15 protein-coding genes, 1 pseudogene and 1 riboswitch are annotated in these 26614 nt (G+C 69.8%); of the genes and pseudogenes, 14 read left to right on the top strand and 2 right to left on the bottom strand.

Features of this window, described 5'->3' with window-relative positions; all coding sequences use genetic code 11:
• Positions 1-298: 298 nt before the first annotated feature.
• The 7 genes and pseudogenes from ACFVWW_RS08165 to ACFVWW_RS08135 form a co-directional block, all read left to right on the top strand.
• Positions 299-4588: a discoidin domain-containing protein gene (locus ACFVWW_RS08165; RefSeq protein WP_386876637.1), complete on the top strand. Its 4290-nt coding sequence runs from the start codon at positions 299-301 to the stop codon at positions 4586-4588.
• Between the two features lie 117 nt (positions 4589-4705).
• Positions 4706-5746: a LacI family DNA-binding transcriptional regulator gene (locus tag ACFVWW_RS08160; protein WP_386876635.1), complete on the top strand. Its 1041-nt coding sequence runs from the start codon at positions 4706-4708 to the stop codon at positions 5744-5746.
• Positions 5747-6281: 535 nt separating this feature from the next.
• Positions 6282-7631 (top strand): ABC transporter substrate-binding protein, encoded by a 1350-nt coding sequence (locus ACFVWW_RS08155; RefSeq protein WP_386876633.1) that lies wholly within the window; start codon positions 6282-6284, stop codon positions 7629-7631.
• Positions 7632-7638: 7 nt separating this feature from the next.
• Positions 7639-8595, top strand: coding sequence for a carbohydrate ABC transporter permease (locus tag ACFVWW_RS08150; RefSeq protein WP_384188383.1), 957 nt, complete (start codon positions 7639-7641; stop codon positions 8593-8595).
• Between the two features lie 15 nt (positions 8596-8610).
• Positions 8611-9561 carry a carbohydrate ABC transporter permease gene (locus tag ACFVWW_RS08145; RefSeq protein ID WP_384188381.1) on the top strand — a complete coding sequence of 317 codons (951 nt, stop codon included), beginning with the start codon at positions 8611-8613 and terminating at the stop codon, positions 9559-9561.
• A gap of 168 nt (positions 9562-9729) precedes the next feature.
• Positions 9730-11346 carry a glycoside hydrolase family 13 protein gene (locus ACFVWW_RS08140; protein WP_384188380.1) on the top strand — a complete coding sequence of 539 codons (1617 nt, stop codon included), beginning with the start codon at positions 9730-9732 and terminating at the stop codon, positions 11344-11346.
• 194 nt (positions 11347-11540) lie between these two features.
• Positions 11541-13262, top strand: a pseudogene (locus tag ACFVWW_RS08135) (glycosyl hydrolase family 28-related protein); the annotation flags it as partial.
• A 190-nt stretch (positions 13263-13452) separates the two neighbouring features.
• Here ACFVWW_RS08135 and ACFVWW_RS08130 read toward each other — a convergent pair.
• Positions 13453-15903, bottom strand: coding sequence for a DNA topoisomerase (ATP-hydrolyzing) subunit A (locus tag ACFVWW_RS08130; protein ID WP_384188378.1), 2451 nt, complete (start codon positions 15901-15903; stop codon positions 13453-13455).
• A gap of 196 nt (positions 15904-16099) precedes the next feature.
• On the opposite strand from ACFVWW_RS08130, the gene ACFVWW_RS08125 reads away from it, so the two are divergent.
• From ACFVWW_RS08125 to ACFVWW_RS08110, 4 genes are all read left to right on the top strand, one after another.
• On the top strand, positions 16100-17449 hold the full coding sequence (locus tag ACFVWW_RS08125; protein ID WP_384188437.1) for a M16 family metallopeptidase: 1350 nt from the start codon (positions 16100-16102) through the stop codon (positions 17447-17449).
• Positions 17450-17466: 17 nt separating this feature from the next.
• A complete protein-coding gene (locus ACFVWW_RS08120) occupies positions 17467-18849 on the top strand; it encodes a M16 family metallopeptidase (RefSeq protein ID WP_386876800.1) in 1383 nt (460 codons plus the stop codon).
• Positions 18850-19032: 183 nt separating this feature from the next.
• A riboswitch (cyclic di-AMP (ydaO/yuaA leader) is annotated at positions 19033-19203 on the top strand.
• 12 nt (positions 19204-19215) lie between these two features.
• A complete protein-coding gene (locus ACFVWW_RS08115; protein ID WP_384188376.1) occupies positions 19216-19989 on the top strand; it encodes a M23 family metallopeptidase in 774 nt (257 codons plus the stop codon).
• A 202-nt stretch (positions 19990-20191) separates the two neighbouring features.
• Complete coding sequence (locus ACFVWW_RS08110; protein ID WP_384188374.1) at positions 20192-20881, top strand: GntR family transcriptional regulator; 690 nt, start codon at positions 20192-20194, stop codon at positions 20879-20881.
• Positions 20882-21033: 152 nt separating this feature from the next.
• Here ACFVWW_RS08110 and ACFVWW_RS08105 read toward each other — a convergent pair whose 3' ends face one another.
• A complete protein-coding gene (locus ACFVWW_RS08105) occupies positions 21034-21315 on the bottom strand; it encodes an HPr family phosphocarrier protein (RefSeq protein ID WP_384188372.1) in 282 nt (93 codons plus the stop codon).
• A gap of 187 nt (positions 21316-21502) precedes the next feature.
• Between ACFVWW_RS08105 and ACFVWW_RS08100 the strand changes: the two genes are divergently transcribed.
• From ACFVWW_RS08100 to ACFVWW_RS08090, 3 genes are all read left to right on the top strand, one after another.
• A complete protein-coding gene (locus ACFVWW_RS08100) occupies positions 21503-24658 on the top strand; it encodes a GNAT family N-acetyltransferase (RefSeq protein ID WP_386876629.1) in 3156 nt (1051 codons plus the stop codon).
• Positions 24659-24734: 76 nt separating this feature from the next.
• Positions 24735-25331 carry a DUF5998 family protein gene (locus ACFVWW_RS08095; protein WP_384188369.1) on the top strand — a complete coding sequence of 199 codons (597 nt, stop codon included), beginning with the start codon at positions 24735-24737 and terminating at the stop codon, positions 25329-25331.
• The gene (locus tag ACFVWW_RS08090) at positions 25331-26527 is read left to right on the top strand and encodes an alkaline phosphatase family protein (RefSeq protein WP_384188368.1); all 1197 of its coding nucleotides are present in this window, start codon (positions 25331-25333) and stop codon (positions 26525-26527) included. Before ACFVWW_RS08095 ends, ACFVWW_RS08090 begins: the two co-directional genes overlap by 1 nt.
• The last annotated feature ends 87 nt before the right edge of the window (positions 26528-26614 follow it).

Genomic DNA, 26614 nt, shown 5'->3' with positions numbered 1-26614 from the left:
GCGTCCTTTCTGAAATTTCCATCATGACGCAAATGGTTTGCATCTTTTGCAGATCACTTACGTTTGCCTGATGAGCGGCCAGAAACCCGCAGTTGTGCCCCTGTCGACGCCAACACGGGTGACGGATGACGCGATTTTGTTCTGTCGGAGCTGTGGACGGACTCGCATTTCTCTGCAACTCTCTGACCGCAAAACGCAAAAGACTCCGTTCATCAGTGCAGAAACGCTTGCCACGCAAGCACGCAGCCAGAGCCGCGCCCTCGCCGCCCCCCGCGCCGAGGCCGAAGATCGGGGATCCATGAGATCGCAACGCCGGAGATGGCGGGTCCTCTCCACCGCCATAGCCACCAGTCTGTTGATGATCGGCTGGCCGTCACTCACCGCCGCGGCGGCCGACGGCCCCAACATCGCCGCGGGGCGGACCGCGGCGGCGAGTTCCACCGTGGGCGACGCGACCGCCCGGAACGTCACGGACGGGAACCAGTCGACCTACTGGGAGGGCGGCGGCAAGAAGTTCCCCCAGTGGGTGCAGTCGGACCTCGGGTCGAGCAAGCGCGTCGACCAGGTGGTGCTGAAGCTCCCCGCAGGGTGGGAGTCCCGTCAGCAGACCCTGTCCCTCCAGGGCAGTGAGGACGGCACCAGCTTCGCGACGCTGAAGGCCTCCGCCAAATACACCTTCAGCAAGGGCGCGAGCAACAAGGTCACCGTCTCCTTCCCGGCCACCAAGGCGCGCTTCGTACGGGCCACCATCACGGCCAATACGGCGGGGAAGAAGGCGCAGCTCTCCGAACTGGAGGTGCACACCGCCGCCGCGGCGTCGGTGAACCTCGCCCTCGGCAAGACCCTCACCGCGAGCAGCTTCACCGAGGTCTACGGGCCCGGCAACGCCAACGACGGCAACAAGGCCAGCTACTGGGAGAGCAGGAACAACGCACTCCCGCAGTGGATCCAGGCCGACCTGGGCTCGTCGGTCCGCGTCAACCAGGTCGTGCTGCGCCTGCCGGACGGCTGGGGAGCCAGGGACCAGACGCTGAAGATCCAGGGCAGCACCAACAACTCGGCCTTCACGGATCTGACCGCTTCCAAGGCGTACACCTTCAACGCCGCGGGCGGTCAGGCGGCGACGATCTCCTTCGACGCCACCACCACGCGCTATGTGCGGGTGCTGATCACGGCCAACACCGGCCAGCCCGGCGGCCAGCTGTCCGAGCTGGAGATCTACGGCCCCGAGACCGGTGACACCCAGGCGCCCACCGCCCCGACCGAGCTGACCTACACGCAGCCGGTCACCGGTCAGATCAAGCTCAGCTGGAAGCCGTCGACCGACAACACGGGCGTGACGGGCTACGACATCTACGCCAACAACGAGCTGCGCACCAGCGTCGCGGGCAATGTCACGACCTTCACGGACACCCAGCCCACGGGCTCGACCATCTCGTACTACGTACGGGCCAAGGACGCGGCCGGCAATGTGTCGCCCAACAGCAACACCGTCACCCGTCAGGGAGACACCGGGGACACCCAGGCGCCGACCGTCCCCGCCAACCTCGCCTTCACCGAGCCGGCCTCCGGACAGATCAAGCTGACCTGGGGCGCCTCGACGGACAACACGGGCGTGACGGCCTACGACGTCTACGCCAACAACGTGCTGCGCGGCAGCGTGGCGGGCAACGTCACCACGTACACGGACACCCAGGCCGCGGGCACCACGGTCTCGTACTACGTACGGGCCAAGGACGCGGCGGGCAACCAGTCCGGCAACAGCAACACGGTGACCAGGAACGGCAGCACGGGCACGGCGTCGAACCTCGCCGTCGGCAAGCCGATCACCGCGTCCTCCTCGGTCTTCACCTTCGTCGCGGAGAACGCCAACGACAACAGCCTCACGACCTACTGGGAGGGTGCGGGCGGCAGCTACCCCAACACCCTCACCGTGAAGCTGGGCGCCAACGCCGACACCCAGAGCGTGGTCGTCAAGCTCAACCCGGACAGCAGCTGGGGCGCGCGGACCCAGAACATCCAGGTGCTGGGCCGTGAGCAGAGTGCCTCGGGCTTCACCAGCCTGGTGGCCGCCAAGGACTACAACTTCAGCCCGGCGAGCGGCAACTCGGTGACCATCCCGGTCAGCGCGCGCACCGCCGACGTCCAGCTGAAGTTCACCTCCAACACCGGCTCCGGCGCGGGGCAGGTGGCGGAGTTCCAGATCCTCGGCGACCCGGCGCCCAACCCCGACCTCCAGGTCACCGCGGTGACCGCGTCTCCCGCGGCGCCGGTCGAGTCCGACCCGATCACCCTGTCGGCGACCGTACGCAACGCCGGGGCCGTCGCGGCACCGGCCAGCACGGTCGAGCTCCGGCTCGGCGGCACGAAGGTGGGCACCGCGTCGGTCGGCGCCCTGGCGGCCGGAGCCTCTTCCACCGTCACGGCGGACATCGGTGCGCGTGACGCCGGTACGTACCAGCTCAGCGCTGTCGCGGACCCGGCCAACGCGGTCATCGAGCAGAACGAGACCAACAACACCTACGTCAACCCGGCCTCCCTGGTGGTGAAGCAGGTCGCCAGCTCGGACCTGATCGCCGCCACGGTCTCCACGTCCCCGTCCTCGCCGTCGGCCGGTGACACCGTCGCCTTCTCCGTGGCGATCAAGAACCAGGGCACGGTGGCCTCCGCGGCCGGCAGCCACGGCATCACGCTGTCCCTGCTGGACTCCAAGGGCGCCACGGTCAAGACCCTGACCGGTGCGTACAACGGCACCATCGCCCCGGGCGCGACCTCCGCTCCGGTGGGTCTCGGTACCTGGGCGGCCGCCAACGGTTCGTACACGGTCAAGGTGGTCCTCGCCGACGACACCAACGAACTGCCGGTCAAGCGCGCGAACAACACCAGCACGCAGGCGCTCTTCGTCGGTCGCGGCGCCAACATGCCGTACGACATGTACGAGGCGGAGGACGGCGTCGCAGGCGGTGGCGCGCAGGTCGTCGGTCCGAACCGGGACGTGGGCGACCCCGCGGGAGAGGCGTCCGGCCGTAAGGCCGTCACCCTCAACGACAACGGCAACTACGTCGAGTTCACCACGAGGGCCAGCACCAACACGCTGGTCACGCGGTTCTCCATCCCGGACTCCGCGGGCGGCGGTGGCATCGACTCGACTCTGAACGTCTACGTCGACGGCACCTTCCTCAAGGCGATCGACCTCACCTCGAAGTACGCCTGGCTGTACGGCTCGGAGACCGGCCCCGGCAACTCGCCCGGCGCCGGCGGACCCCGGCACATCTATGACGAGGCCAACGTCATGCTGGGCAGGACCGTCCCCGCGGGCAGCAAGATCCGGCTTCAGAAGGACGCGGCCAACTCGTCCAAGTACGCGATCGACTTCATCAACCTGGAGCAGGTCTCGCAGGTCGCCAACCCGGACCCGGCGACCTACACGGTGCCGACCGGATTCGCCCAGCAGGACGTGCAGAACGCGCTGGACAAGGTCCGGATGGACACCACCGGCAAGCTGGTCGGTGTCTACCTGCCGGCCGGTGACTACCAGACGTCCAGCAAGTTCCAGGTGTACGGCAAGCCGGTGCAGGTCGTCGGCGCGGGGCCCTGGTACACCAGGTTCCACGCCCCGTCGACGCAGGAGAACACCGATGTCGGCTTCCGGGTGGAGGCCGCGGCGAAGGGCTCGTCCTTCACCAACTTCGCCTACTTCGGCAACTACACCTCGCGCATCGACGGTCCCGGCAAGGTGTTCGACCTGTCGAACGTCACCGACATCACGATCGACAACATCTGGAACGAGCACACCGTGTGCCTCTACTGGGGCGCCAACGCGGACCGCATCACGATCAAGAACTCCCGGATCCGCAACACGTTCGCCGACGGCATCAACATGACCAACGGCAGCACGGACAACCACGTCGTCAACAATGACGCGCGGGCCACGGGAGACGACGCCTTCGCGCTGTTCTCGGCGATCGACGCCGGTGGCGCGGACATGTTCAACAACGTCTACGAGAACCTCTCCGCGACTCTCGTGTGGCGTGCCGCGGGTCTCGCCGTATACGGCGGCTACCGCAACACCTTCCGCAACATCCACATCGCGGACACGCTGGTCTACTCGGGCATCACGGTCAGCTCGCTGGACTTCGGCTACGCGATGAACGGCTTCGGGACCGAACCGACGACGATCGAGAATGTGTCGGTCGTCAGGTCCGGTGGGCACTTCTGGGGCAGCCAGACCTTCCCGGGTATCTGGTTGTTCTCGGCGTCCAAGGTGTTCCAGGGCATCCGGATCAACAATGTCGACATCGTCGATCCGACCTACAGCGGGATCATGTTCCAGACCAACTATGTGGGCGGTCAGCCGCAGTTCCCGATCAAGGACACCATCCTCACCGACATCTCGATCACCGGCGCCCGTAAGAGCGGTGACGCCTTCGACGCCAAGTCCGGCTTCGGACTGTGGGCGAACGAGATGCCCGAGGCGGGTCAGGGACCGGCGGTCGGTGAAGTCACCTTCAACGGTCTGACTCTCAACAACAACGCCGTGGACGTGAAGAACACCACCTCCACCATGAAGATCAACATCAACCCGTAGGAAGGCAGCGGGTCCGTAAGGTGGTGCCGGCCGGATTATTCCGGCCGGCACCGCGCTTGCCGGGCTCTTTACGCTCTGAAGCAAGTAGCTTGCATCTCTTGCGATAGTCTTGCGTGTATGACGCGACGACTTGCTCAGGTGGCGAAGAAGGTTGGGGTCAGCGAGGCCACGGTCAGCCGGGTACTCAACGGCAAGCCCGGTGTCTCGCAGGCCACGCGGCAGTCGGTGCTGACCGCGCTGGACGTCCTTGGCTACGAGCGGCCGACCCAGCTGCGCGGGGAGCGTGCGCGGCTGGTCGGTCTGGTGCTGCCGGAGCTGCAGAATCCTATCTTCCCGGCATTCGCCGAGGTCATCGGCGGAGCGCTGGCCCAGCAGGGGCTGACCCCCGTGCTGTGCACGCAGACCAAGGGCGGTGTCTCCGAGGCGGACTATGTCGAGCTGCTGCTCCAGCAGCAGGTGTCCGGGGTCGTCTTCGCGGGGGGACTGTTCGCCCAGGCGGACGCCCCGCACGACCACTACCGGCAGCTTGCCGAGCGCAAGATTCCGGTCGTCCTGATCAACGCCCCGATAGAGAATCTCGACTTTCCCTGCATCTCCTGCGACGACGCGGTCGCGGTTGAACAGGCCTGGCGTCATCTGGCCTCGCTCGGCCATGAGCGCATCGGCCTGGTGCTCGGCCCGTCCGACCATGTGCCGTCCCGGCGCAAGCTCGCCGCCGCGCTCGCGGCGGCGAAGGCGGCCAAAGCGAAGCTTCCCGACGAGCACATCGAGCGGACCATGTTCTCCCTGGAAGGCGGGCAGGCCGCGGCATCGCGCCTGCTCGACCGGGGTGTCACGGGCATTATCTGCGCCAGCGACCCGCTGGCGCTGGGGGCGGTACGGGCGGCCCGCCGGCGCGGTCTCGACGTACCGCGCGAGGTGTCGGTCGTCGGCTTCGACGACTCCGCGTTCATGAACTGCACCGAGCCCCCGCTGACCACGGTCCGCCAGCCCATCGAGGCCATGGGGCGGGCCGCTGTGGAGATGCTGAGCGCCCAGATCCAGGGCGGTTCCGTGCCGCCCGGTGAGCTGCTGTTCGAGCCGGAGCTGGTGGTACGCGGCTCCACGGCGCAGGCCCCCCGCCAGGCGCTTCGGGTGGAAGCGGCGGCGCGCGGCTGACGGCCCCGGGCCGTCCCCGACGCCCGGGCCGGGTCGAAACAGGAACGAAATAAAACAGGCACGAAGTAATACGGACACCTGCCGGAGGGCGGCCCGGCTGAGACCGGGCCGCCCTCCGTGCGTGCGGCACCTTCCGGGCGGCGCCAGGACTGCGCCAGGGCTACGCGCGGGCAAGCCGCTTGCGGTATTTGCGTAAGATTTGCGCTCGCGCAGCGCAAGATCCGCAAGAAAAGCGACACCCCGGCCTCGGTGCGGCGTCGTCGGAAACGCCCCGCGCCGGCCCGGCGCTGCCGCCATCGCAGGCGGAATCGCACCCTCCGAGCGCCGAGCGGACAGCGCTCCACCCTCTCACGGTACGGCCCGAAAGTAGCCGGTTCGGACCCTCCAACAGCATCAGTGCATGCAGTTAGCTGTCAAGTATTTGCGAAATCGGAGCGACATATTGCGGACATCCGTAGTTAGTGGTTGAGTGAGCGCCGCCACACAGCGAGCAGCTGTGGGTTTCCCACGCTCCTGCCCAAGAGGGGTCCCACCGATGAGAAGTCCCGGGTTCCGCCGTACCTGTACCGCCGCCATAGCCTCCGCGCTGGCCCTCACTGGACTGGCCGCGTGCGGCTCGGACAGTGAGGACACCTCGGGGGGCAAGACGCGTATCACCGTGAACTGCATGCCTCCGAAGAGTGCCAAGATCGACCGGCAGAGCTTCGAGGACGACATCAAGACGTTCGAGAAGGCGAACCCGGACATCGACGTCGTCGGTCACGACGCGTTCCCCTGCCAGGACCCCAAGACCTTCGACGCGAAGCTCGCCGGCGGCCAGATGGAAGACGTCTTCTACACGTACTTCACCGACGCCAAGCACGTCGTCGACATCAACCAGGCAGCGGACATCACGTCGTACGTGAAGGACATGCCGGGCTACAGCGACATCCAGCAGTCGCTGCGTGACGTCTACACCGTCGACGGCAAGATCTACGGCGTCCCGCGCACCAACTACTCGATGGGCCTGCTCTACAACAAGAAGCTCTTCCAGCAGGCCGGCCTCGACCCCGACAAGCCGCCGGCCACCTGGGAAGAGGTCCGGGCCGCCGCCAAGAAGATCGCGGGCCTGGGCAAGGGCTACGTCGGATACGCCGACTACAGCGCGCAGAACCAGGGCGGCTGGCACTTCACCGCCGAGATGTACTCGCAGGGCGGCGACATCGTCAGCCCGGACGGCAAGCAGTCCGCCGTCAACACCCCCGAGGGCAAGGCCGTCCTGCAGAACCTGAAGGACATGCGCTGGGGTGACAACTCCATGGGCACCAAGCAGCTGCTCATCCTCAACGACGTCCAGCAGATGATGGGCTCCGGCAAGCTCGGCATGTACATCTCCGCCCCGGACAATGTGCCGATCCTGGTCAAGGAGAAGGGCGGCAAGTACGAGGACCTGGCGCTCGCCCCGATGCCGGGCGGCAAGGGCACGCTCATCGGCGGCGACGGCTACATGTTCAGCAAGAAGGCCTCCCCGGAGCAGATCAAGGCCGGCCTGAAGTGGCTGGAGTACCAGACGAACGCCCCGGGCACCGGCCTCAACAACTGGAAGCGCGCCTCCGATCTGAAGGCCCCGGTCGGTCTCCCCGAGCCCCGGCTGTGGACCGGCGCCACCGACACCAAGGACCAGGCGCTGAGGAAGCAGTACGCCAACGTCCCGGTCGAGAACTACCAGGCCTTCCTCGACGGCAGCCAGCAGCTCACCGCGAAGCTGGAGCCGCCGAAGGCCCAGCAGATCTACTCGGTCCTCGACGGAGCGGTGTCCTCGGTCCTCACCAAGAAGGACGCCGACATCGACAAGCTCCTGAAGGACGCACAGACCAAGATCGACGGAATCCTGGCTCGAGGCTGACGTACCGATGAAAACTGCCCAGGCTCCCCAGCGGTCCGCCGCCGCGCCGCCCTCCACTCCAGGGCAGCGCCCGGCGGGCCGCGGGGGCCCCAGCCCCTTCCGCCGCAAGCTGTCCCATCAGGTGCGTGCCTACGGCTTCCTGATCGGCGGCCTGATCTGCTTCGCGCTGTTCTCCTGGTACCCGGCGATCCGCGCGGTGATCATCGCCTTCCAGAAGTACACCCCCGGATCAGCTCCGGAATGGGTGGGGACCGCCAACTTCACTCAGGTCTTCCAGGACCCGGAGTTCGGGGCGGCCTGGCGCAACACCCTCACCTTCACGCTGATCGCCCTGCTGATCGGCTTCGCGGTGCCGTTCGTGATGGCGCTCGTCCTCAACGAGCTGCGGCACGCGAAGTCGTTCTTCCGGGTGGTCGTCTACCTCCCGGTGATGATCCCGCCGGTGGTCAGCGCCCTGCTGTGGAAGTGGTTCTACGATCCGGGCGCCGGCCTCGCCAACGAAGGGCTGCGCTTCCTCCATCTGCCCACGTCGAACTGGACCAACGGCGCGGACACCGCCCTTCTCTCCCTCGTCATCGTCGCCACCTGGGCGAACATGGGCGGCACGGTCCTCATCTACCTCGCCGCGCTCCAGGGCATCCCCGGGGAGCTGTACGAGGCGGCGGAGCTGGACGGCGCCAACATCCTGCAGCGCGTGCGCCATGTGACGATCCCGCAGACCCGCTTCATCATCCTGATGCTGATGCTGCTGCAGATCATCGCCACGATGCAGGTCTTCACCGAACCCTTCGTGATCACCGGCGGCGGACCGGAGAACTCCACCGTCACGATCCTGTATCTCATCTACAAATACGCCTTCCTCTACAACGACTTCGGCGGGGCCTGCGCCCTGAGCGTGATGCTGCTGATCGTGCTCAGCCTCTTCTCCGCCCTCTATCTGCGGCTCACCCGCACCGACGACTGAGAGGAGCGCAGCGCCATGACCCAGATCGCGCCGCCTCCCCGGCAGGCACCGCCCGCGGCCGCCGAGGCCACCGGCAAGAAAGCGGACAGCCAGGCCGTACGCACGCTCGTGTCCCCGCTCACGCTCGCGAGCGCCCGGGGCAGGACGCTCTACTGGATCGTCTTCAGCGGTGTCGTCCTCGCCTTCGTGCTGGCCTTCCTGTTCCCCGTGTACTGGATGGCCTCAGGCGCCATGAAGTCCCCGGACGAACTGGTGCAGACGCCGCCGACGCTGATCCCCGAGACCTGGCACTTCAGCGCGTACACCGACGCGTGGGACCTGATGCAGCTCCCCACGCATCTGTGGAACACGGTGGTACAGGCCGCCGGTGCCTGGATCCTCCAGCTCGTCTTCTGTACGGCCGCGGCCTACGCCCTCTCCAAGCTGAAGCCCGCGTTCGGGAAGGTGATCCTGGGCGGCATCCTGGCCACCCTGATGGTCCCGGCCCAGGCGCTCCTCGTACCGAAGTACCTGACCATCGCCGATCTGCCGCTGATCCACGTCAGTCTGCTCAACGATCCGCTGGGCATCTGGCTGCCGGCCGTCGCCAACGCCTTCAACCTCTATCTGCTCAAACGGTTCTTCGACCAGATACCCCGCGATGTGCTGGAGGCCGCCGAGATCGACGGCGCCGGAAGGTTCCGTACCCTCTGGTCGATCCTGCTGCCCATGTCCCGGCCGGTCCTCGGCGTGGTGTCGATCTTCGCGCTGGTCGCCGTCTGGCAGGACTTCCTCTGGCCGCTGATGGTCTTCCCGGACACCGAGAAGCAGCCCATCAGCGTCGCGCTGGTCCAGCTGTCGCAGAACATCCCGCTGTCCGTACTGATCGCCGCCATGGTGATCGCCAGTATCCCGATGGTCGGGATGTTCCTGGTGTTCCAGCGGCACATCATCGCCGGCATCAGCGCCGGGAGCACCAAGGGCTGACCAGCTACCCGCCGGCCCTCCCGACGTCCGGCCGAACACCCTGCGCACCGCCGCCACCTGAATCAGTCCCCGCTGTGGGGCGGCGGTGCGCAGCTCTCGAACCACCCTCGCCTCGTCACGGAAGGCACCGCCGTGAGGGCCACCGCAGCAGCCCGAAAGGAACATCGCATGGAAGGCAGCCCTCTGGAGCCCGCCGACACGAATTGGTGGCGGGACGCCGCCATCTATCAGATCTACGTACGCAGCTTCGCCGACGGTGACGGAGACGGCACCGGAGATCTCGCGGGTGTACGGGCCAAGCTGCCGTATCTCGTGGAACTGGGCGTGGACGCCCTCTGGTTCACCCCGTGGTATCTCTCGCCCCTCGCCGACGGCGGCTACGACGTGGCGGACTACCGCACCATCGACCCGGCCTTCGGCACCCTGGCCGAGGCCGAGAAGCTCATCGCCGAGGCGCGCGAGCTGGGCATCCGTACGATCATCGACGTCGTGCCCAATCATGTCTCCGACCGGCACGCGTGGTTCAAGGCGGCGCTGGCCGCCGGCTCCGGCAGCGCCGAGCGCGAACTGTTCCACTTCAGGACCGGGCGCGGTGAGAACGGCGAGATCCCGCCGAACGACTGGATCTCCGAGTTCGGCGGTACGCCCTGGACCCGTCTCGACGACGGCGAGTGGTATCTGCATCTCTTCGCCCCGGAGCAGCCCGACCTCAACTGGGCCCATCCCGCGGTGCGCCAGGAGCACGAGGACGTGCTGCGCTTCTGGTTCGAGCGCGGTGTCGCCGGCGTACGGATCGACTCGGCCGCGCTGCTCGCCAAGGACCCGGCCCTGCCGGACTTCACCGCGGGCCGCGACCCTCATCCATATGTCGACCTGGACGAGCTGCACGACATCTACCGCTCCTGGCGTGCTATCGCCGATGAGTACGACGCCATCTACGTCGGCGAGGTGTGGCTGCCCGACACCGAGCGCTTTGTCCGCTATCTGCGGCCGGACGAGCTGCACACCGCGTTCAACTTCAACTTCCTCGCCTGTCCCTGGGACGCGGGTCTGCTGCGGACCGCGATCGACGAGACGGTCGCCGAGCACGCGCCGGTCGGCGCCCCCGCCACCTGGGTGCTCTGCAACCACGATGTGACGCGCACGGTCACCCGCTACGGGCGCGAGGCCACCGGCTTCGACTTCGCGGCCAAGGCATTCGGCACCCCGACGGATCCGGAGCTCGGCACCCGTCGCGCCCGCGCCGCCGCGCTGCTCTCGCTGGCGCTTCCGGGTGCCGTGTACCTCTACCAGGGCGAGGAGCTGGGCCTTCCGGAAGTAGAGATTCCGCTCGACCGGATCCAGGACCCGATGCACTTCCGCTCCGGTGGTACGGACCCGGGCCGCGACGGCTGCCGGGTGCCGCTGCCGTGGACGGCGGACGCGCCGTACGCCGGTTTCGGCTCCGGCACCGAACCCTGGCTTCCGCAGCCTGCGTCCTGGCCCTCGTACGCCGCCGACCTGCAGTCGGACGATCCGGCCTCGATGCTCACCCTCTACCGCGAGGCCCTGCGGCTGCGCCGTACCGAACCCGGCTTCGGGGACGGGCCCATGAACTGGCTGGAGGCCGCTCCCGGGGTACTGTCCTTCGCCCGCACCGGGGGCGCCGGCGGTCTGGTCTGTGTGGTCAATTTCGCCGGTGAACCGGCGGAGCTCCCCGGTCACGCCCATGTCCTGCTCACCAGTGGCCCGCTGGACGGTGACGGACGGCTCCCGCAGGACACGGCGGCCTGGTTGCGGACCTGATTGCCTTTTCCCTCTTCCTCTTTCTCTTCCATGCCCCGGGGGTGCGTGGCAGCGTCTCTGACAACGCTGTCGCGCACGGCCCCGGCCCCCCACGGCGGCCTTCTCGGCCCGCCGGCAGACCACTCGCCGTCCGCGCGAGTCGGAGGCACAGGCCTCCATACCCCTCCCCCCACAGGAAGGTGCAGGACCCGCACATGAATACGCATGTCAGGCGCATGACAATAGCTCTCTCCACCGCGGTAGCGGTCGCCTCGACGGGGCTCGTCCTCGTCGCCCCCACGGCGACCGCGGCGGCAGCGGCCGGCGCGAACCTCCCCTTCAGGTCCGTCGAAGCGGAGAGCGCCACCACGAACGGCTCCACGATCGGCCCCGACTACACGCAGGGCACGCTCGCCTCCGAGGCGTCGGGACGCCGGGCGGTCCAGCTGAACGCCGGCCAGAGCGTCGAGTTCACCCTCCCCGCGGCCGCCAACGCCGTGAACCTCGCGTACAGCGTCCCCGACGGTCAGTCGGGCACCCTCGCCGTGTACATCGACGGGCAGAAGATCGACAAGACGCTCGCCGTCACGTCCAAGTACTCCTACGTCGACACCCCCTGGATCGCCGGCGCCAAGACGCACCATCTCTTCGACAACACGCGTCTCCTGCTCGGCCGGGACCTGCCGGCCGGCGCCAAGGTGAAGTTCGAGGCGACCCTCCCGACCGCCATCGACGTGGCCGACTTCGAGCAGGTCGCGGGCGCCGCCCAGGCCCCGCCCGGCGCGGTCTCGGTGGTCGACAAGGGCGCGGACCCCAGCGGCGCGGGCGACTCCACCCAGGCGTTCCGCGACGCCATCAGCGCGGCCAGGGGCGGCGTGGTCTGGATCCCGCCGGGCGACTACAAGCTGACCCAGTCGCTGAGCAATGTGGACGACGTCGAGATCAGGGGCGCGGGCAACTGGCACTCAGTGGTGCACAGTTCGCGCTTCATCGACCAGTCGGGCGCACCGACCGGCAAGGTGGGGCTCCATGATTTCGCCGTCTTCGGCGAGGTCACCGAGCGCGTCGACAACAACCCCGACAACTTCGTCAACGGCTCGCTCGGTCCGAACTCGTCCGTGTCCGGGGTGTGGATCCAGCATCTCAAGGTCGGCTTCTGGCTGATGGGGAACAACGACAACCTCGTGGTGGAGAACAACCGCATTCTCGACACGACGGCCGACGGCCTCAACCTCAACGGCACCGCCAAGGGTGTCCAGGTGCGCAACAACTTCCTGCGCAACAACGGTGACGACGCCCTCGCCATGTGGTCGCTCAATACGACCAACAGCTCCAGCACCTTTGCCAACAACACCATCTCGCAGCCGAACCTGGCCAACGGGATCGCGATCTACGGTGGCCGGGACATCACGGTCAAGGACAACCTGGTGCAGGACACCAATGCCCTGGGCAGCGGTATCGCGATCTCCAACCAGAAGTTCGCCGATCCGTTCTTCCCGCTGGCCGGCACCATCACGGTCTCGGGCAACACCCTCGTCCGCACCGGCGCGATCAACCCCAACTGGGGTCATCCGATGGGGGCGCTGCGCGTCGACGCGTACGACAGCTCCATCGACGCGAACGTCAACATCACCGACACCACCTTCACCGACAGCCCCTACAGCGCCTTCGAGTTCGTCTCCGGCAGCGGTACGGGCAAGGCCGTTCAGAACGTGACCGTCGACCGTGCCACGATCGACGGAGCGGGCACGGTAGCGGTCCAGGCGGAGACCCCGGGGTCGGCGAAGTTCAGCAACGTCCAGGCCTCGGGCCTCGGCGCCGCCGGAATCTACAACTGCCCGTTCCCGGGAGGAAGCGGCACCTTCGCGGTCACCGACGGCGGCGGCAACTCCGGCTGGGACACCGTCTGGAACGACTGCAACAGCTGGCCGCAGCCCGCGGCCGCAGCGAGCGGAAAGCAGGCGGCGGACCGCCGCTGAGCGTCCGGCGTTACGGGGGCCTCGCCCGCTCAGCGCTCTGCCCGCCCAGGGCACGGCCCTGGGCGGGCGGGGCCCCTGCGGTACGTCCCCGACCTGTCCGGGTCCGGGCCGGAAGGACCGGACCCGGACAGGCCGTGGACAGGGCCCGTCAGTGCGCGGGCCCGGCCAGTACATCGACCGGCGAGGCGAACGGCGTACCGGAGCCGTCCCGGCGCGGGTCGGGCTCCGGCAGCTCCACCGGTGTGCCGTTCTTCTGCGCGGCGCGTGCCGGGCTCGCCCCCGCCCAGGCCAGGACCAGCATGTCCTCGCCCTTCAGGAACCGCTGACAGCGCACCCCGCCCGTCGCCCTGCCCTTGCGCGGGTACTGGTCGAACGGGGTGAGCTTCGCCGTACGCACCGAGTCGTCCAGCGTGCCGTGCGAGCCGGAGACCGTGAAGACCACTCCGTCCGCCGCCGGATCCACCGCCGTGAAGGAGATCACCGTGGCGTCGTCCGCCAGCTTGATCCCCGTCATACCGCCCGCCGGCCGGCCCTGCGGCCGTACCTGCGAGGCCTGGTAGCGCAGCAGTTGGGCGTCGGAGGTGATGAAGACGAGATCCTCCTCGCCCGTCCGCAGCTCCGCGCCACCGACGATCCGGTCGCCCTCCCTGAGGGAGATGACCTCCAGCTCGCCCTTGTTGGCCGGATAGTCGGGCACCACGCGCTTGACGACGCCCTGGAGCGTGCCCAGCGCGAGCCCCGGGGACGACTCGTCGAGCGTGGTGAGACAGACCAGCGACTCGTCTCCCTCCAGCGCGAGGAACTCGGAGACCGGCGCTCCGCCCGACAGATTCGGCGCCGAGGCCGTGTCCGGCAGCTGCGGCAGGTCGATCACCGCGATCCGCAGCAGCCGCCCGGTGGACGTCACCGCGCCGATGTCGCCCCGCGCCGTCGCCGGCACCGCCGAGACGATCACATCGTGCTTGACGCGCTTGCCGTCGCCGCCCTCCAGCGGGGAGCCGTTGACCGTACGGGCCAGCAGACCGGTCGAGGAGAGCAGCACCCGGCACGGATCGTCCGCGACCTCCAGCGGCACCGACGCCGCCACGGAACCCGAGGACTCCAGCAGCACCGTGCGCCGCGCGGTGCCGAACTTCTTCGCCACCGCGGCCAGTTCGGACGAGACCAGCTTGCGCAGCTCGGTGTCCGAGTCCAGGATCCCGGTCAGCTCGTCGATCTCGCCGTTGAGCCGGTCGCGCTCGCTCTCCAGCTCGATCCGGTCGAACCGGGTGAGCCGGCGCAGCGGCGTGTCCAGGATGTACTGGGTCTGGATGTCGCTCAGCGAGAAGCGCTCGATGAGCCGCTCCTTGGCCTGGGCGGAGTTGTCGCTCGACCGGATCAGCTGGATGACCTCGTCGATGTCGATGAGCGCGACGAGCAGCCCCTCGACCAGGTGCAGCCGGTCACGCCGCTTCGTCCGCCGGAACTCGCTGCGGCGGCGCACCACCGTGAACCGGTGGTCGAGATAGACCTCCAGCAGCTCCTTCAGCCCCAGCGTCAGCGGCTGCCCGTCCACCAGCGCCACATTGTTGATACCGAAGGTCTCCTCCATCGGCGTCAGCTTGTAGAGCTGCTCGAGCACGGCCTCGGGCACGAAGCCGTTCTTGACCTCGATGACCAGACGCAGGCCGTGCGCACGGTCCGTGAGGTCCTTGACATCCGCGATGCCCTGGAGCTTCTTGGCGGAGACCAGGTCCTTGATCTTCGCGATGACCTTCTCGGGGCCGACCGTGAAGGGCAGCTCCGTGATGACCAGGCCCTTGCGGCGCGCGGTGACATCCTCCACCGTCACGGTGGCACGGATCTTGAAGGTGCCCCGGCCCTTCTCGTAGGCGTCCTTGATGCCGGTCAGGCCGACGATCCGGCCGCCGGTCGGCAGATCGGGGCCCGGCACGAAACGCATCAGCGTCTCCAGGTCCGCGCCCGGGTGCTTGATCAGATGGCGTGCGGCCGCCACGACCTCACCGAGATTGTGCGGCGGCATGTTCGTCGCCATGCCGACCGCGATCCCGGAGGCGCCGTTGACCAGCAGATTCGGATACGCGGCGGGAAGTGTGACCGGTTCCCGCTCCTGGCCGTCGTAATTCGGCTCGAAATCGACGGTGTCCTCGTCGATCGACTCCGTCATCAGTGACGTGGCGTCCGCCATCCGGCACTCTGTGTACCGCATGGCGGCCGGCGGGTCGTCATTGCCGAGCGAGCCGAAGTTGCCATGTCCGTCGACGAGAGGCAGTCGCATCGAGAACGGCTGTGCCATCCGGACGAGGGCGTCGTAGATCGACGCGTCGCCGTGCGGATGCAGCTTTCCCATCACCTCGCCGACGACACGCGCGCACTTCACATAGCCGCGGTCGGGGCGCAGGCCCATCTCGTTCATCTGGTACACGATGCGGCGGTGCACCGGTTTCATACCGTCACGGGCGTCCGGCAGGGCCCGGGAATAGATCACCGAGTACGCGTACTCGAGGAAGGAGCCCTGCATTTCATCGACCACGTCGATGTCGAGGATCTTCTCCTCGAAGTCCTCCGGCGGCGGGGTCTTCGTGCTGCGGCGGGCCATCGCTGCTGCGGCTCCTTCACAGGTTCTGTACGGCAACTTCTGGAACTGACGCGGACCATTGTGGACCGAGCCGCTGACACCGCCGACCTCGACCCGTCGTTGAGCGTGTGCGGCACGGGAACTTCGCCAGGTGTCAGCACGCTTGCATACAGTGGCAGGACTTCTCCATATCGCGATCGAAGGGACGTACATGCCCATGGGTCACACGGCCACAGCGCAGGCCGGTTCCGGCGGCCTGACAGCGACAGAGCACCGGCTGGCCAACGGCCTGCGCGTGGTCCTCTCCGAGGATCACCTGACCCCGGTCGCCGCGGTCTGCCTCTGGTACGACGTCGGCTCACGCCATGAGGTCAAGGGCCGTACGGGCCTCGCCCACCTCTTCGAGCACCTGATGTTCCAGGGCTCGGCGCAGGTGCCGGGGAACGGCCACTTCGAACTGGTTCAGGGGGCCGGCGGCTCCCTGAACGGCACGACCAGCTTCGAGCGCACCAACTATTTCGAGACGATGCCCACCCACCAGCTGGAGCTGGCGCTCTGGCTGGAAGCCGACCGGATGGGCTCCCTGCTCGCCGCGCTCGACGACCAGTCCATGGAGAACCAGCGGGACGTCGTCAAGAACGAGCGCCGCCAGCGGTACGACAACGTGCCCTACGGTACGGCCTTCGAGCGGCTGACCGCACTGGCGTACCCCGAGGGCCACCCCTACCACCACACCCCCATCGGGTCGATGGCCGACCTGGACGCCGCGACGCTGGAGGACGCCCGCGCGTTCTTCCGTACGAACTACGCGCCGAACAACGCGGTGCTGTCGGTCGTCGGCGACATCGACCCCGAGCAGACGCTCGCCTGGGTCGAGAAGTACTTCGGCTCGATCCCGTCCCACGACGGCAAGAACCCGCCGCGTGACGGCACGCTCCCCGACGTCATCGGCGAGGAGCTGCGCGAGGAGATCCACGAGGAGGTCCCGGCGCGCGCGCTGATGGCCGCCTACCGGCTGCCGCAGGACGGCACCCGCGAGTGCGACGCCGCCGACCTGGCGCTCACCGTCCTCGGCGGCGGCGAGTCCTCCCGCCTGCACAACCGTCTGGTGCGCCGGGACCGGACCGCGGTCGCCGCGGGCTTCGGGCTGCTGCGGCTGGCCGGCGCACCCTCGCTCGGCTGGCTGGACGTGAAGACGTCCGGTGGCGTCGAGGTCCCGCAGATCGAGGCCGCGGTCGACGAGGAGCTGGCCCGCCTCGCCGCCGAGGGCCCGACCGCGGAGGAGATGGAGCGGGCGCAGGCCCAGTTGGAGCGCGAGTGGCTCGACCGGCTCGGCACCGTCGCGGGCCGCGCCGACGAACTGTGCAGGTTCGCCGTGCTGTTCGGTGACCCGCAGCTGGCGCTGAGCGCCGTGACGCGCGTGCTGGACATCACCGCGGACGAGGTGCGGGCGGTCGCCGCGGCGCGGCTGCGCCCGGACAACAGGGCGGTGCTGGTGTACGAACCGGTGACCGCCGAGGACACGGCCGCCGACGAGACCGACGAGCACGAGGGGGCGGACCAGTGACCGACGCTGCCGTGACCATGGACTTCCACCCGCAGCCGACCGCCGGCGAGGCCAGGCCCTGGGCCTTCCCGGCCCCCGAGCGCGGGGCGCTGCCCAACGGCCTGACGGTGCTGCGCTGCCACCGCCCCGGCCAGCAGGTGGTGGCCGTCGAGATCAATCTCGACGCCCCGCTGGACGCCGAGCCCGAGGGGCTCGACGGTATCGCCACGATCATGGCGCGCGCCTTCTCCGAAGGCACCGACAAGCGCAGCGCCGAGGAGTTCGCGGCCGAGCTGGAGCGCTGCGGCGCCACGCTCGACGCGCACGCCGACCACCCGGGCGTACGGATCTCCCTGGAGGTCCCCGTCTCCCGGCTGCCCAAGGCGCTCGGGCTGCTCGCCGAGGCGCTGCGCGCCCCCGCCTTCGCGGACAGCGAGGTCGAGCGGCTGGTACGCAACCGGCTCGACGAGATCCCGCACGAGACCGCCAACCCGGGCCGCCGCGCCGCCAAGCAGCTCTCCAAGGAGCTGTTCCCCGCCTCCTCGCGCATGTCCCGGCCGCGCCAGGGCACCGAGGAGACGGTGGAGCGGATCGACGCCGCGGGCGTGCGTTCCTTCTACGAGGCGCACGTACGCCCCGCCACGGCCACCGCGGTGGTCGTCGGTGACCTCACCGGGGTCGATCTGGACGCGGTGCTCGCCGACACCCTCGGCGACTGGGCCGGCAACACCGCCGCTCCCCGTCCGGTGCCGCCCATCACCGCCGACGACACGGGCCGTGTGGTGATCGTGGACCGGCCGGGCGCGGTACAGACCCAGCTGCTGATCGGCCGTATCGGCGCCGACCGGCACGACCGGGTCTGGCCGGCCCAGGTGCTGGGCACGTACTGCCTGGGCGGCACCCTCACCTCCCGGCTCGACCGGGTGCTGCGCGAGGAGAAGGGCTACACCTACGGCGTGCGGTCCTTCGGCCAGGTGCTGCGCTCCTCGGCGCCGTCCGCCCCGGGCGGGGCGACGGGCGCCGCGATGCTCGCCATCAGCGGCTCCGTGGACACCGCGTCCACGGGCCCGGCGCTGGAGGACCTCTGGAAGGTGCTGCGCACCCTCGCGGCGGAGGGCCTCACCGACGCCGAGCGCGACGTGGCCGTCCAGAATCTGGTGGGCGTCGCACCGCTGAAGTACGAGACGGCGGCGTCCGTCGCGGGCACGCTGGCCGACCAGGTCGAGCAGTTCCTCCCGGACGACTTCCAGGCGCAGTTGTACGCGCGGCTGGCCGAGACCGGCACCGTCGAGGCGACGGCGGCCGCGGTCAACGCCTTCCCGGTGGACCGGCTCGTCACGGTTCTTGTCGGGGACGCCGCGCAGATCAAGGAGCCGGTCGCGGCTCTGGGCATCGGTGACGTGACGGTGGTCACCGGCTGATCCCGCCGTGAGAGGAGCCCCGGCGACGCCGTCGCCGGGGCTCTCTTATGTCCCTTTTATTGGAGAGATTGCCTATCTGCCCTGTGGTGTGCGCTACAAAGGGGCCTGTCTGTTTGGTGATTGAAAGACGGCCCGCTTAGCGTCGGTCCGGCTGTTCGCCAGTTACGCCGTATTCGCGGCATCGGGCAGCCATCGCCGAGTCCCCGTCAGGCGCGAGCCTGGGGAGCCGGGGACCCACACGCAGTCCCTGGGGTGAATCGGACACCTTCGCGCTCACCCGTGCGGAGGAGTCCGTAGGAGACCTTCCTGCTCCGAACCCGTCAGCTAACCCGGTAGGCGAGAAGGAAGGAAAGGACCAGCCACTTCATGGCGTTCACCCGTGCCACCGGGAAGCATCGTGCCCGGAGCCGAACGACCCGCAGGGGCGCGCGTATCGCAGGGTTCGCGACCCTCACCGCCACCGGCGTCATCGGCACTCTGGCCGCCCCGGCGCACGCCGCCGGTACGGACGTCCCGTCAGGCCGCCAGGGCGGCCAGGACCGGGCCATCGTCATCGACGACTCCCTCGCCGGAGTGATCGAGGCCCAGGCCGAGGCGCAGCACCGGGCCGCCGCCCTGGCCAGGGCGGAAGCCGACGCCAGGGCCGCGGCGAAGGCCAAGGCGGAAGCCAGGGCCAAGGAGATCCGCGAGGCGGAGGAGCGCGCCGCCCGCGCCGCCGAGCGCAAGCGCCTCAACTCCTTCCGGCTCCCCCTCGCCGGCTCGTACGTCACCACCGGCTACCAGTCCGGCGGCTCCCTGTGGTCCTCCGGCAGCCACTCGGGCATCGACTTCCGCGCCGCGACCGGCAGTTCGGTCGTGGCCGTGGGCACGGGCACCGTCGTCGAGGCCGGCTGGGGCGGCTCGTACGGCAACAACATCGTCCTCCGGATGAACGACGGCACGTACACGCAGTACGGCCATCTCGCCTCGGTCGGCGTCTCGGTCGGCCAGTCCGTCACCCCCGGGCAGCGGATCGGCCGGTCCGGCGCGACCGGCAACGTCACCGGACCGCACCTCCACTTCGAGGCCCGGACGAGCCCGGACTACGGCTCCGACATCGACCCCGTCGCGTATCTGCGCGCGCACGGCGTGAGCCTCTGACCGTCCGGACCGCTCCGGTCCCGCTCCGTCCGCCCGAAGGCCCCGGCTCCCCGCCGGGGCCTTCCGCGTCCGCCCGGCTGCCGCGGCCAAGAGATATCCAACGATTCCGGGCACCCATCGGAAATTCGCGTGCATTGCAATAGAGTCACGGAACAGGTGTCGATCGGCAGCGTTTCGCGCGGATTAAAGCGGAGGTTTGAACATGCGCATTCCCGCGCACTCGGTATGCACAGCGATCCGTGACGACATCATCTCCGGCGTATTCGAGCGGGGCGGCCGGCTCACCGAGGAACAGCTCGCGCGGCGCTACGGGGTCTCCCGCGTCCCGGTGCGCGAAGCCCTGCGCACCCTGGAGTCGGAGGGCTTCGTGACGACCCGCCGCCATGTCGGCGCGTGTGTGGCCGAGCCCTCGGACCAGGAGGCGGCGGATCTCCTCGATGTGCGGCTGCTGCTGGAACCGCTGGGTGCGGCGCGCGCCGCCCAGCGTCGTACGGAAGCCCATCTCAAGGTGCTCCGCGGCCTGGTCAGGCTGGGCCAGGAGCGGGCCCGCCGGGGCCAGGGCGAGGATCTGCGCTCGCTCGGCGCCTGGTTCCACGAGACCCTCGCCCAGGCCTCGGGGAGCCCCGCGCTCACCGCTCCGCTCACCCAGCTGAGACACAAGATCGCCTGGATGTACACCGTCGAGCAGCCCGCCCATCCCGTGGAGTCCTGGGCGGAGCACGGCGCGATCGTGGACGCGGTGGCGCGCGGCGACGCGGAGCGCGCCCGGGCGCTGACGGCGCTGCACGCGGAGCGGACCGCGGGGGTGCACCGGCTGCGGCGCCCCGAGCGCGGCCGGGAAAAGATGAGGGCTTCGCAACATGATGTAAACACCGCGAGTGCCCGCACTTAACAATCGGGCCGTATACAAAGAAGAGAATTCCGCAGGACCTGTTTTCTGCTGCCCGCACGAAATAAACAGAGCCGCGGTGGGCTGAATTCAGCGCACCGCAGCTCTGTCATGGAAATGTTCCGTACGGGCCCGGCCGACCGGGGAAATCGGCGTCAGACGGTCTCGGGAAGCTCGTCCAGCCCTTCGGCGACCAGCCTCGCCAGCCGGTCCAGAGCGACATCGGCGCCGTCCGCCTCGGAAGCGAGCACGATCTCCTCGCCGCCCTGCGCGCCCAGGCCGAGCACCGCGAGCATGGACGCGGCGTTGACCGGGTTGCCGTCGGCCTTCGCGATCGTCACGGCGACGCCGGTGGCCGTGGCGGCACGGACGAAGATGGAGGCGGGGCGGGCGTGCAGGCCCTCGGCCCAGCCGACGTTGACGCGGCGCTCAGCCATGGTGTTGCCCTTCAAGTCTCATGATGTTGTCTAGACCAGTCTCTCATGTGCCGCGGAGTACGTTCCTGCTGACCCCGGACCCCTGTCCGGCCGCCGATCGGCTCCCCCAGAGTGCCTCAGAGTGGCCTGGCGCATCCACCGCCGCGACCCGCGCGTGCGCCAGGGGCCCGCGCCGTAGGCTTGGGTCATGGAGACCCCGCCGGACCACGCGTACCCCGGTCACTGGGAAGCAGACGTGGTGCTGCGTGACGGAGGCACCGCCCGGATCAGGCCCATCACCACCGGGGACGCCGAGCGGCTGGTCAGCTTCTACGAGCAGGTCTCGGACGAGTCGAAGTACTACCGGTTCTTCGCCCCCTACCCGCGGCTCTCCGACAAGGACGTCCACCGGTTCACCCACCACGACTACGTGGACCGGGTGGGGCTCGCGGTGACGGTGGGCGGGGAGTTCATCGCCACCGTGCGCTACGACCGGATCGACGGACGCGGCCGGCCGGCCTCCACGCCCGCCGACGAGGCCGAGGTCGCCTTCCTCGTCCAGGACGCCCACCAGGGGCGCGGTATCGCCTCCGCCCTCCTGGAACACATCGCGGCGGTCGCCCGGGAGCGGGGTATCCGGCGCTTCGCCGCCGAGGTGCTGCCCGCCAACAACAAGATGATCAAGGTGTTCCGGGACGCCGGCTTCACCCAGAAACGCAGCTTCGAGGACGGGTCCGTACACCTCACCCTCGACCTCGAACCCACCGTCGAGTCCCTCGCCGTGCAGCGCGGCCGCGAACAGCGCGCCGAGGCGCGCTCCGTGCAGCGGCTCCTCACGCCCGGGTCGGTCGCCGTGGTCGGTACCGGCCGCGCGCCCGGCGGCGTCGGCCGCACCGTCCTGCGCAATCTGCTCGACGCCGGCTTCACCGGCCGTACGTACGCGGTGAACCGCGCCTTCGCCCCGGACCTCCGCGAGATCGACGGCGTCCCCGCCGTGCGCTCCGTCGCGGAGATCGGCGAGCCCGTCGACCTCGCGGTCCTCGCCGTCCCCGCGCAGCGGGTGCCGGAAGCCGTCGCGGACTGCGGTGAACACGGCGTCCAGGGAGTGGTCGTCCTCTCCTCCGGCTACGCGGAGAGCGGCGCCGAAGGCCGGGAGCGCCAGCGCGAACTGGTGCGGCAGGCCCGCTCGTACGGGATGCGCATCGTCGGTCCCAACGCCTTCGGGATCATCAACACGGCAGGCGCCGTCCGGCTGAACGCGTCCCTGGCGCCCGAGCCGCCCGACCGGGGGCGCATCGGCCTCTTCACACAGTCGGGCGCGATCGGCATCGCCCTGCTCTCCGGCCTCTACCGGCGCGGCGCGGGCCTCTCGTCGTTCATCTCGGCGGGCAACCGCGCGGACGTCTCCGGCAACGACTTCCTCCAGTACTGCTACGAGGACCCGGACACCGACGTCGTCCTGCTCTACCTCGAATCGATCGGCAACCCACGGAAGTTCACCCGGCTCGCCCGGCGTACGGCGGCGGTGAAGCCCGTCGTGGTCGTCAAGGGCGCCCGCCACAGCGGCAGCGCGCCGCCGGGGCACGCGGTGCCCGTCACCCGCATCCCGGACGCCACCGTCTCCGCGCTGATGAGCCAGGCCGGCGTGATCCGCGTCGACACGGTCACCGAACTGGTCGACGCCGGCCTGCTGCTCGCCTCCCAGCCGCTACCGGCAGGACCGCGCGTCGCGATCCTCGGCAACTCCGAGTCCCTCGGCCTCCTCACCTACGACGCCTGCCTCGCGGAGGGCCTGCGCCCCCTCCCGCCCCTCGACCTCACGACCGCCGCGCACCCGGCGGACTTCAGCGCCGCCCTCACGACGGCCCTGTCCGACCCCGCCTGCGACGCGGTCGTCGTCACGGCGATCCCCCGCGTGGGGGAGACGGGCTCGATGGACCCCACCGACGGCGGTGCCCTGGGCACCGCCCTCCGCGAAGCGGCGGCGAGGGGTCCGGCCAAGCCGGTCGCGGTGGTCCACGTGGAGATCCGCGGTCTGGCGGAGGCGCTGGCGGCGGCGACGAACACCGCGGACAAGGCCCGTACGGAACCGCGATCCGGCGCCCTGCCCCGTGCGGAACCGGGATCCGGCGCCCTGCCCGGCACGTCCGCCCCGTCGGACGGTGACGGTGCGTGGCATGTCTCCGCCGCCACGAGCGTCGCGCCGCTGACCGACCTTTCCGGTGCTCCGGGTACGGAGCCCGTCCTCGGGGACGACCAGCAGGATCCCCGCCCCGCCCCGCCGGGCGACGGCCCGGGGCACACGTCCGAGGGCGCGGGAGCCGTCCCCGCCACCGGGGGCGCCCCGCGGGCGGTCGACGTCTCCGGCGCACCGGGCGAGGAGTCGGGCGCCGGGAGCGGATCCGGCGCGGCGCCCGCGGAGCCCGGGGCGCGAGCGGAGGCCCGGCCCGGTACCGACGAGACCCCCGCCCCCGGAACCCCCGCCCCCACCCCCGGGCGCGTTCCCGCGTATCCCGCCGCCGAGCGGGCCGTCCGGGCGCTCGCCGAAGCCGTCACCTACGCGCAGTGGCGGCGCCAGGCCGCCGAGCCGGGGAAGGTGCCCGAGTACGAGAACATCGACGAGAGCGGCGCCGCCGCGCTGATCGACAGGCTGCTCGGCGGGACGGCCGATCCCCACGGTGTGCCCCTCGCCGCCGACGACGCGCGGGAACTCCTCGCCCGGTACGGCATCTCCGTACGGCCGACCCTGCCCGCGCCAGGACCCGACGCCGCCGTCGGCGCGGCGGCCCGGCTCGGCTATCCCGTCGCGCTGAAGACGACCGCGCCCCATCTGCGGCACCGCGCCGACCTCGGAGGCGTACGGCTCGACCTCGCCGACGAGGCGCAACTGCGCCTCGCCTACCGCGAGCTGACCGAGCAGCTCGGCGCCCCCGCCGAGCTGCGGCCCGTCGTCCAGGCCATGGCCCCGCGCGGCGTGGACACCGTCGTACGGGCCGCCATCGACGCCGCCGCCGGAGCCGTCCTCTCCTTCGGGCTCGCGGGCGCCCCCTCCGAGCTGCTCGGTGACCTCGCCCACCGGCTCGTCCCCGCCACCGACCGGGACGCCGCCGAGCTGATCAGATCCATCCGGACGGCTCCGCTCCTGTTCGGCTGGCGCGGCTCCGCGCCCGTCGACACCCCTGCCCTGGAAGAGCTGCTCCTGCGGGTCTCCCGGCTGGTCCACGACCATCCCGAGGTCGTCTCCGTCACCCTGGAGCCCGTCGTCGTCGCCACGCACGGACTCTCCGTCCTCGGCGCCGGCGTCCGGCTGGCGCCGCCCCCCGCCCGCGACGACCTCGGCCCGCGCCGCCTCCCGAGCTACTGAGCGGCCGCACAAGACGGCCACCGAACGCCTGCGGGAGCGTCTCCGGCAGCCATCCGGCCACCGTAGGATGGAGCCCATGGCGAAGACCGGTACGACGACCCAGGGGCTGCGCACGGCGATCGAGCGCAGCGGCTACTACCCGGCTCTCGTGGCCGAGGCGGTGGAGGCCGCTGTCGGTGGCGAGCAGATCGGGTCGTACCTGGTGCACCAGGAGACCACGTTCGACGCCAACGAGGTGCGCCGGCATGTCACCGTCCTCGTGCTGACGGCCCACCGCTTCATCGTCAGCCACACCGACGAGCAGACCGCCGACTCCAGCTCCCCGACCCCGTACGCCACCACCTCCACCGAGTCGGTCAAGCTCGACCGGATCTCCTCGGTCGTGGTCAGCCGCGTCGTCGCCAACCCGGAGTCGTACACCCCCGGCACACTGCCGCGCGAGGTCGTCCTCACCATCGGCTGGGGCGCCGTCTCCCGGATCGATCTGGAGCCCGCCGCCTGCGGCGACACCAACTGCGAGGCGGACCACGGCTACACCGGCAGCTCCACCGCCGACGACCTGAGCCTGCGCGTCAGCGAGGCCGGCGACGGCCCGGACGCCGTCCGCCAGACGCTCGCGTTCGCCCAGGCCCTCTCAGAAGCCACCGCGGCCACCGCGGCGCCCGGCCGCTGATGGCAGCCGAGCCCCTCTGGCAGGACACCGTCCCGCTCGCCCTCGACACCGCGCCGCTGCCCGAGTACGGCAGCGGCTCGCTCGCCGACCTGCTGCCCACGCTCGCGGCTGGCCAGGGCGTACCGAACCTGACCGCGGCCATCACGGAACTGACCCCCGCCGACCGGAACTGCGTCTTTCTGATCGACGGCCTCGGCTGGGAGCAGATCAAGGCCCATCCGGACGAAGCGCCCTATCTCACCTCGCTGCTCGGCAGCTCGCGCGGCTTCACCGGCCGCCCCCTCACCACCGGCTTCCCCGCCACCACCGCGACCTCCCTCGCCTCCGTCGGTACGGGCCTGCCGCCCGCCAGGCACGGCCTGCCCGGCTACACCGTCCGCGACCCCGCGACCGGCGCGCTGATGAACCAGCTGCGCTGGAAGCCCTGGACCGCGCCGCACGTCTGGCAGCCGTACCCCACCGTCTTCCAGCTCGCCGACGCGGCGGGCGTCCACACCGCGCAGGTGTCCTCCCCGACCTTCGCGCACACCCCGCTCACCAAGGTCGCGCTCAGCGGCGGTTCCTTCCTCGGCCGGCTCTCCGGCGAGGACCGCATGGACCTGGCCGCCGAGCAACTCGCGGCGGGGGACAGGTCGCTGGTCTACACGTACTACAGCGAGGTCGACGGCAAGGGCCATCGCTTCGGTGTCGACTCAGACGCCTGGCGCGGCCAGCTCATGTACGTCGACCGGCTCGTCCAGCGCCTCGCCGAGCAACTGCCGCCCCGCGCCGTCCTCTACGTCACCGCCGACCACGGCATGATCGACATCCCCTTCGACGAGCAGTCGCGCATCGACTTCGACGAGGACTGGGAACTGCGCGCCGGGGTCGCCCTGCTGGGCGGCGAGGGCCGGGCCCGCCACGTCTACGCGGTGCCGGGCGCCGCCGCCGATGTCCTCACCGTCTGGCGTGAGGTGCTCGGCGAGCAGTTCTGGGTGGCGAGCAGGGACGAGGCGATCAGCGCGGGCTGGTTCGGCCCGCCCGGCACGATGGACGAGCGGGTGTACGGACGGATCGGCGACGTCGTCGCCGCGGCCCACGACGATGTGGTGATCACCGCCTCCGTCCAGGAGCCGCACGAGTCGGCGATGGTCGGGATGCACGGCTCGATGACCCCCGTCGAGCAGCTCGTCCCGCTGCTCGAAGTACGCTCCTAGCGGGTCGAGCAGCTCGTCCCGCTCCTCGAAGTACGCTCCTAGCCGCCTCGCGCCATCCCGATCGCGACTCCCTTCGCGCAGCCACGA

Source organism: Streptomyces sp. NPDC058198 (genome assembly GCF_042882605.1).
Classification (GTDB): Bacteria; Actinomycetota; Actinomycetes; order Streptomycetales; family Streptomycetaceae; genus Streptomyces.
Note: the sequence above shows the minus strand (reverse complement) of the source record. Positions and strands in the feature narration are given on the sequence as shown.